Origin of the sequence: Nonomuraea sp. KM90, assembly GCF_052246675.1 — a bacterium.
Lineage (GTDB): Bacteria > Actinomycetota > Actinomycetes > Streptosporangiales > Streptosporangiaceae > Nonomuraea.
In genome coordinates this window covers 19,670-28,168 of record NZ_JBQQCB010000127.1, presented here as the reverse complement: position 1 = coordinate 28,168, position 8,499 = coordinate 19,670, and the positions used below count along the sequence as shown (strand labels likewise).

The 8,499-nt window shown below is 72.3% G+C and carries 7 protein-coding genes; 5 read left to right on the top strand and 2 right to left on the bottom strand.

The genetic code is table 11. The annotated features are described in order from the left end of the window. From ACTWPW_RS53215 to ACTWPW_RS53195, 5 genes are all read left to right on the top strand, one after another. On the top strand, window positions 1–647 hold a 647-nt coding region (locus ACTWPW_RS53215; RefSeq protein ID WP_443173438.1), incomplete at its 5' end, for a hypothetical protein. Window positions 648–1,232: 585 nt separating this feature from the next. Then, window positions 1,233–1,787 carry an EF-hand domain-containing protein gene (locus ACTWPW_RS53210; RefSeq protein WP_443173437.1) on the top strand — a complete coding sequence of 185 codons (555 nt, stop codon included), beginning with the start codon at window positions 1,233–1,235 and terminating at the stop codon, window positions 1,785–1,787. Window positions 1,788–1,796: 9 nt separating this feature from the next. After that, complete coding sequence (locus ACTWPW_RS53205; protein ID WP_443173436.1) at window positions 1,797–2,243, top strand: cupin domain-containing protein; 447 nt, start codon at window positions 1,797–1,799, stop codon at window positions 2,241–2,243. Between the two features lie 264 nt (window positions 2,244–2,507). Further along, window positions 2,508–4,163: an acetolactate synthase large subunit gene (locus ACTWPW_RS53200; protein ID WP_375117183.1), complete on the top strand. Its 1,656-nt coding sequence runs from the start codon at window positions 2,508–2,510 to the stop codon at window positions 4,161–4,163. A 64-nt stretch (window positions 4,164–4,227) separates the two neighbouring features. Then, window positions 4,228–5,199, top strand: a complete 972-nt coding sequence (locus ACTWPW_RS53195; RefSeq protein WP_375117182.1) for a tyrosine-type recombinase/integrase — start codon at window positions 4,228–4,230, stop codon at window positions 5,197–5,199. A 436-nt stretch (window positions 5,200–5,635) separates the two neighbouring features. Here ACTWPW_RS53195 and ACTWPW_RS53190 read toward each other — a convergent pair whose 3' ends face one another. Next, a complete protein-coding gene (locus tag ACTWPW_RS53190; protein ID WP_443173439.1) occupies window positions 5,636–7,285 on the bottom strand; it encodes a SulP family inorganic anion transporter in 1,650 nt (549 codons plus the stop codon). A 235-nt stretch (window positions 7,286–7,520) separates the two neighbouring features. After that, window positions 7,521–8,492, bottom strand: a complete 972-nt coding sequence (locus ACTWPW_RS53185; protein WP_443173435.1) for an AraC family transcriptional regulator — start codon at window positions 8,490–8,492, stop codon at window positions 7,521–7,523. Between the last annotated feature and the right edge of the window lie 7 nt (window positions 8,493–8,499).

Genomic DNA, 8,499 nt, shown 5'->3' with positions numbered 1-8,499 from the left:
CTGCCTCCAACCTCGACCCCGCCCCTGCCTCCAACCTCGACCCCGCCTCCCCCGACCTCGACCCCGCTTCCCCCGACCTCGGCCCTGACCCCGACCGTCAGGAGACCGATCGTGCCCAGGTCGCCACCGAGGAGAGACGGCGGCGGCTCCCCCGAGTACGCCTGCCACCCTCACTCGCCGTCATCCTCCTCGGCGCGCTGTTCGGGGTCGCCGCGACGCTCACGCCCCCACCGCTGCCGGGCACGATAGAAGCCCAGCCACAGGCCGCACACGACCTCCCCTCCTTCCACGCCCTGACGTCCGCGGACCTGACCCGTCATGCGAAAACGAGCGAGCTCCTGGGCCGGTACACCCTGCGCCCGCTCACCCGCGGCACCCCGGTACGGCCCGTCGATCTCGGCCCGCGCCTCACCATGTCCCTGCGAGACCGCCGCGTGACCACCGTGACGGTCGGCCCCGGTGCGGACCGCGCGCACCGCGGCGGGCTGGTCGAGGTACGCATGGCGTCCGCATCCTTCCGCGACCTGCTCGTCCTGGATATCCTCGACAAGCAGACGATCATCGTGGCCGTCCCCACGACGGACCTCGACGCCTTCTCCGCCACCGTCACCACCGCTCCCGCCCGCCTCGTCCTGCCCACCGGCTGACGACCGGGAAAAGCGCGGTGAACGATCACCAGCGGACCGGGAGCTCCCGGAGACCGCCCCGGAGCGGACCTTCGACACGCCGCGACTCCCGCAGCGGGCACGGCCAGCTCCAGGGCCGGCAGCGTACGCAGCATCATCGGCCTCCTCGATCCGGATCCCGGTGCGGCAGCAGGACCCGGATGAACGCCGAAGTGCGAAGCCAGGCCGGCCGTGGTCGGCATCGACCGCAGCCACCAGGGCGCGCGCTCCGTCCCTCGTGAGCGCAGTCGTGTCAGAGTGGCCCTGGGACACTTTCGGGCTGCGGGTCCGTTTGAACCGGTTGGCCTCGATGATCTCACCATCGGCGAGGATACCTCCGCCGGCATCACCGGGCGAGCACGATCCCGCCGCCCGGCACGGGACCCGTTGACGTCCACAGGATTGCTAGCCGAGCGGGACAGGTGCGCTTCAGCGGCCGGATGGTCAAGGCCGTGCCAGGCAACCCACCCCACCACCGTTGATTACGGAGAGCAATTGACCGTTGCTTTGCGTGATGTTAGGTTGCTCGTGCCGTCGAGACGCCGCTCCCCACTGGCCGGAGGTGCCATGACTGTCGCCGTACCTGACATCCTGACCCGGAAATTCGACAAGCGATTCGCCCTGTTCGACGCCGACGGTGACGGCGTACTCACCAAGGACGACTTCGAGGCCGCCGCCGTGCGCTTCCTGGCGGCGTTCGGGGTTCCCGCCGGCTCCGCCAAGGGCCGCGACGTGCTGGCCGCGTACGCGAGCATGTGGAACGCCCTGATCCACAGCGCCGACAACGACAGCGACGGACAGCTGACCCGCGCCGAGTTTGTCGCCTACCTCGCCGGCGAGGAGTTCCGCACGAGCGGCTATGCCGTGACGGCCGGCCGCATCGCCGAATCCATCCTCGCCGTCTGCGACACCGACGGCGACGGCCGGATCTCCTATGAGGAGTTCGCCGCCATCCCCGGCATCACCGCGCTGCCCGATGACGAGCGCCGCGAGGTCTTCGGCCGGCTCGATACCGACGCCAGCGGCCATCTGGACGTCGGCGAGATCCACGCCGCGCAGCGCGATTTCTACAGCAGCACCGATCCGGACGCGCCCGGCAACCTGATCTTCGGCCGGCTCTGAGGAGACGTCGTGGACCACTCCTCGCAGCCTGACGGCCACTGCCGTGTCGTCCGCTCCGCCGTGATGTACGAGGGCAAACAACACCTTCAGTTCTTCGCCGGCATCGCCGCCGAAACCGTGGGGGCCCGCAACATCTGCATGCACCTGCAGACCATCCCGCCCGCCGGAAGTGGCCGGGCCCATAAACACGACCACCACGAGACGGCCATCTACGTCATCAAGGGCGCGGTGGGCGCCTGGTACGGCCAGGACCTGCAGCACTACCTCGAAGCCCGCCAGGGCGAGTTCATCTACATCCCGGCCAGTACCCCGCACATGCCGGTCAACCTCAGCGACAGCGAGCCGGCCGAGGTCGTGCTGGCCCGCACCGACCCGCGCGAGCAGGAGAGCACAGTGCTCCTGCCGGGCCTGGAACACCAGCGGCTTGTCCAGACTCCACCAGCTCGGGCCGACTAGCGCCGCTACGGGTTCGGATCAGTCCAGATCAGGTCCCACCGATGCGGAATGGTCTTTGATCGGGCCTCGCTTGCCCTTGGGCGGCCGAGGCCCGATCCCACGGACGGCGCCTGGGCCGTTCCCGGGCCGTCGCAGGGCCGTCGGCGGACCATGGGAGCCAACGTCGGCCAACGGCGTTCCCCCAGGTGAAGCCCGGCATGGAATGAACGGCGGGCTTCCCGTGCTGGGCAGGTAAAAGGCCGTTCATGGAAGAAGGCGTTTCGCATGTCAGCGCAGGCCACCGCGGCCCGGCTCATCGTGCAGGCCCTGGAAGCCGAGGGCGTCGAGTACGTCTTCGGCATCCCGGGCGAGGAGAACATCCACTTCGTCGACGCGCTCAAGGACTCCTCCATCCGCTACGTCCTCGTACGCCACGAGCAGGGCGCGTCGTTCATGGCCGAGATCTACGGGAGGCTCACCGGCAAGGCGGGGGTGGCCTCGGCAACGCTGGGCCCCGGTGCGATCAACCTGCAGCTCGGCGTGGCCGACGCCACCACCAACAGCACCCCGGTGGTCGCGATCACGGCGCAGGTCGGGCTCGACCGCATCTACAAGGAGTCGCACCAGGTGGTGGACCTGGTGTCGCTGTTCAGACCGATCACCAAGTGGTCGGAGCTCGCGCCGGCGCCCCAGGCGCTGCCCGAGATGATCCGCAAGGCGTTCAAGACCGCCCAGACCGAGCGGCCGGGCGCCGTCTACCTGGCCATCCCCGAGGACGTCGAGTCCGCGCCGCTCCCCGCGGGTCTGCGCCCGCTCCCCGTCAACGTCGTACGCCCCCAGGACCCCTCCCCCGCGCAGATCGCCCGCGCGGCCGACGTGCTGGCCACCGCGCGCAGGCCGATCGTGCTGGCCGGGCACGGCGCCACCCGCGCCCGAGCCTCACAGGCGCTGGTGCGCTTCTCCGAGCGGCTGGGGCTGCCGGTGGCGACCACGTACAACGGCAAGGGTGTCTTCCCCGACGACCACCGGCACGCGCTGGGCGCGGTGGGGTTCATGCGGCACGACTACGTGAACTTCGGCTTCGACGAGGCCGACGTGCTGATCAGCGTCGGGTACGAGCTGCAGGAGTTCGACCCGGTCAAGATCAACCCGACGCGGGACAAGAAGATCATCCATATTCACCAGTTCCCGGCCGAGGTGGACGATCACTACCCGGTGGCGGTCGGCGTGCAGGGGGACATCTCGCGGTCGTTGCACGCGCTCGGCGACGCCGTGCACCGGCGGTTCGAGATCAACGGCACCGGCGAGAAGATCCGCCGCATGATACGCGAGGAGCTGGAGCAGGGGCGGTCCGAGAACGGGTTCCCGCTGTCGCCGCGCCGCGTGGTGGCCGACCTGCGCGAGGCCATGGGGCGCGAGGACATCGTGCTGGCCGACACGGGGGCGGTGAAGATGTGGATGGCCCGCATGTACCCGACGTACGAGCCGAACACGATGCTGGTCTCCAACGGGCTGTCGTCGATGGGGTTCTCGGTGCCGGGCGCGCTGGCCGCCAAGCTGGCCTTCCCGCGGCGCCGGGTGGTGGCGGCGACGGGCGACGGGGCGTTCCTGATGAACTCGCAGGAGCTGGAGACCGCCGTGCGGGAGCGGATCCCGTTCGTGGTGCTGGTGTGGGTGGACGGCGCGTACGGGCTGATCGAGTGGAAAATGGACCTGGAGCTGGGGCGCGACTCCCACGTGGCGTTCGGCAATCCCGACTTCGTGAAGTACGCCGAGAGCTTCGGGGCGCGCGGCTACCGGGTCGACAGCGCGGAGGAGCTGCTGCCGACGCTGCGCGAGGCGCTGGCCGACGACGTGGTGTCGGTGATCGCGGTGCCGGTCGACTACTCCGCGAACCTCGGGCTGACCGACAAGCTGGGCGAGCTCACCGGGCCGTTCTGAGGTTGCGGCCGGGCAGGGGGCCGTCGCATGGCCGCGCGGGCCGGACCGTTCTAAGATCGTCCAGGTGAGCCTGCCTGCGATGACCGAGCCGGGGGCGCTGCCGGTCGAGCCGGCGCGCGACCCGTACCACGTCTATCTCGACTCCCTCACCAGCCCCGAGTCGCGCCGCACCATGCGCGGCTGCCTCGACCGGCTGGCCCGCCTGCTCACCGGCGACGAGAGCGCGACGGGCGCGGGCCAGCCGTGGCACCTGCTGCGTTACGAGCACACCGTACGCATCCGCACGATGCTCACCGACCAGGGCTGGTCGGCCGCGTACGTCAACAAGCACCTGGTGGCGCTGCGCCGGGTGCTCAAGGAGGCGTGGCGGCTGGGCCAGACGAGCGCGGAGGACCTCGCCCGCGCCTCCGACCTGGCCCCGGTACGCCAGAGCCGCCTGCCCACCGGGCACCACGTCCCACCCGAGGTGGTCGGGGCGGCCCTGGCGGCGTGCGACGACTCGCCCGCCGGGGTGCGCGACGCGGCGCTGATCGCCGTCCTCTACTCGACCGGCTGCCGCCGCGCCGAGCTCGGCGGCCTGGCGCTGGCCGACTACGACCCGGGGGCGCGCTCGCTGCGGGTGCGCGGCAAGCGGGACAAGGAGCGCATGGTCTACCTCACCACCGACGCGATCGGGCTCGTGGAGCGCTGGCTGGCGGTACGCGGGACCGCTCCGGGGGCGCTGTTCAGCCCGATCAGCAAGGCGGGGCGGCTGCGGGTGCGCGACGGGCGGCCGGTGGGGCTGACGGGGCAGGGCATCGCCGACATCCTGGCGCGGCGGCTCGGCGAGGCGGGCGCGTCCCGGCGTACGGCGCACGACTTCCGGCGTACGTTCATCGGCGAGCTCCTCGACGCGGGCGTGGACCTGGCGACGGCGCAGGCCCTGGTGGGGCACTCGTCCCCGGCCACCACGGCCCGGTACGACCGCCGGCCGGAGCGCACCCGTCGCGAGGCCGTCGACCGCCTCCGCCTCCCCACCGCCCGCCCCCTCGCCTGACCGGCCCCACCGAGCCGTAACGCCCCCGCGCCCACCTGGGGCTCCCCTGCCGCGTGGCCGGCATCCCGCCCTTGCCGCCAAGCGCGCCCAGCCCGCTACCCCCGGCCCGCCACCCCCGGCCCGGGCGCGGCCCGCTCGCGCCTGCGCCCCCGTCGCGGACGGCTTCCCGGGCGGCGCACCGACGAAGGACGACCTGCGGCCGCGCAGAGGCTGAGGCGGCGAGGCGGCGCCGACGCGAGGGCCGGGCTGCCGCACGACCACGCAGCCGCGGCTCCCCGGCGAGCGGGGAGCGGGGAGCGCGGGACCGGGACCGCGCCGTCGAGGAAACGCGGTGCCGGGGAACCGCGCGACCCCATACCACGGAGCCCACGGGCGAGGGGCTGGGAAAGGCCCCCGGGCAGGGAACGTGCCGTGCCCGGGCGGTGGGCGAGAGGGGTCAGCCGGCCAGGCGGGGCACGATGCCGGTGCTGTGGAGGCGTTCGCGGGCCGCGGCGATGGCCCCGTCCGTCGTGGCGAACACGCGCCCCTCCCCGTCCAGCCGGGCGATCACCCCGAGGGCCTCCAGCGGCTGGTGGTGCCCGTCGGGGATGCCCGAGACGTACACCATGATCCCCCGCCTCTCGAGCCGTTCGATGGCGTCGCCCAGCACCAGCGCCCCGCTGGCGTCGATGGTGGTGACCCGGCTCATCCGCAGCACCACCACCGACACGTCGGTCACCTCCGACATCTCCAGCAGGAACCGATGGGCGGCGGCGAAGAACAGCGGCCCGTCCAGCCGGTAGGTGACGATGTGCTCGGCGAGCAGCGCGTGCTCCTCCACCGTGTGCTGCGGCTGCAGGTCGTGGCGGAGCGGCTCCTGGTCGAAGCGTACGTTCCGCGCGATCGCCCGCAGCGCCAGCGCCCCCGCCACCACCAGCCCGAGGATGACGGCCAGCACGGTGTCGAGCGTCAGCGTGCCCACGGCGGTGAGCACGAGCACCGCGCCGTCGCTCCTGGTGGAGCGGAACATGGCCCGCACCGCGTCCTTCTCGACCATGCGCACCGACGTGGCCAGCAGCACCCCGGCCAGCGCGGCGAGCGGGATCTTGGCGACGAGCCCGGCCAGGAGGTAGACGATCCCGCCCAGGATGACCGCGTGGGACAGCGCCGCCAGCCGGGAGCCGGCGCCGGAGCGGACGTTGACGGCGGTGCGTACGATGGCGCCGGTGCCGGGCATGCCGCCGAACAGCGGCGTGACGAGGTTGGCGATGCCCTGACCGAACAGCTCCCGGTCGGGATCATGCCGGTGGCGGACGGCCCGCCTATCCCCTTGCGTGGTGTCGGCCATGTTGTCCGCCACGGCGGCCGACAGCAGCGACTCCAGCGCCGCCAGCGCGGCCACCGCGATGGCCGGGGCGACCAGGGCCGGCAACATGCGCGGATCCAGGAAGTCCAGCGACGGCGCCGGCAGCCCGGCGGGCAGGTGGCCGATCCTGGCCAGCGGCAGCTCGGCCAGCTCGGCGACGAGGGTGACGACGACCACGGCGACCAGCGAGAACGGCACGGTCGGCCGGAGACTGGCGCCCACCAGCAGCGCGGCGGCCACGATGAGGGTGACGGACATGGCCCACCAGTGGGGTCTGGCGAGGAAGTCCATGACGGCGTGCCAGGCCACCACGGCGACCTTGTCGCTGTCGTGGGGCGGCACGCCGAGGGCATGGGGTATCTGCTGCAGGCCGATCACGAACGCGATGCCGACGGTGAATCCGGCGACCACGGGCGCGGGGACGAGCGCCATGTAGCGGCCGGCGCGGGCCAGGGCGAGCCCCATGAGCAGCAGCCCGGCCAGCAGGCCGACCATCAGCACGCCGGCGGCGCCGTGGGTGCTCATGATGGGCATGAGCACGACGGTCATCGCGCCGCTGGTGCCCGACACCTGCAGCGCCGAGCCGCCGAACAGCGCGGCGAGCGATCCGGCGACCACGGCCGTGGCCAGGCCGGCGGCGGCCCCGAGGCCGGAGGAGATGCCGAACCCCAGCGCCAGCGGCAGCGCGACGATCGCCACCGTCAGCCCGGCCAGCAGGTCGTTGCGGGGGCGGTGGCGCATCGCCGCCCAGGCGGCGCGTTCGGGCAGTACTGAGCGTACGCGGCTCCAGACCGCATCGATCACGGTGTTCACGTTGTGTCACCGTTCGGTTCGTTTCTGTGATTGCATGCGGCCGTGAAAGGTCCTGTCACCATCACTCCCTCTACGTAAAGCCAACCCCGCATTGTCCCCAATTGCATAAATTTGCAATTGGTGAAGAGGTGTCAGGATATCAAGTACACCCCCTCCCACCTGCTTAAACTTCGGCGCCTCGGCGATATTCGCCAGGCGTGAAACCGTGCCATTGTTTGAATGCGAGGTGAAACCCGACGGTCGAGTGGAAACCGACGCGCAGCGCGATGGCGCTGTGCGGGAGCGAGGTCTCGGCCAGCAGCCGGGCGGCCTCCTGCATCCGGCGCGCGGTCAGGTGCCGCATCGGCGCCTCGCCGATGAGCGCGCGGAAGGCCGCCGCGAACGCCGACCGCGACATCCCCGCCTCGGCCGCCAGCCGCTCCACCGTCCAGGGCTCGGCGAACCTGGTCTGTACGGCCAGCAGCGCCGCCCCGACGGCCGGATGCCGCAGGGCACGCAGGACCGGCTCGTCGCGGGCCAGGTTCGCCAGGGCCGCGCGCAGGGCCAGCACGAAGGCCAGCTCGAACGCCCGCAACGCCACGATCTCCACCCCGGGCCCACCGTCACCCCACTCTCCCGCCGCACCGGCGCCCCGCTCTCCGGCCGCACCGGCGTCGCCGCCGGCCAGCCGTCCGAGCAGGTCGCCGAGCAGGGGTTCGCTCGCCACCGCCGCACGGTCGAGCACGAGCACCTGCGGCAGCGCCCGGTACAGGGGCGCCGCGGCGGCCGCGGAGTAGTGCAGCCCGCCGCAGAGCATGGTGGTCAGCGGCCCCGGCCCGTCGATCGACACCGTACGCGCCGAGCCCGGCTCCCGCCCCGGCAGCACGCTCTCCAGCGGCACCACCGCCCGCCCCGGCGCGTCGGCCAGCCGATGGGCCGCCCCGTGCGGGAACACGGCGAGCTCCCCCGCCCCCAGCCGCACCGGATCCGCGCCCGGCAGCTCGACCACGCAACACCCCTCCCGCACGTAGTGCAGCAGGGCACAGCTCTCCCGCTCCCCCGCCACACCCCACGGCGCCCGGGCCGTCCAGCGGCTGTGGAACACACCGCGCAGCCGCAACGGGGCCAGCAACTCGCTCAGCAGGTCACCGTCCATGGACGAT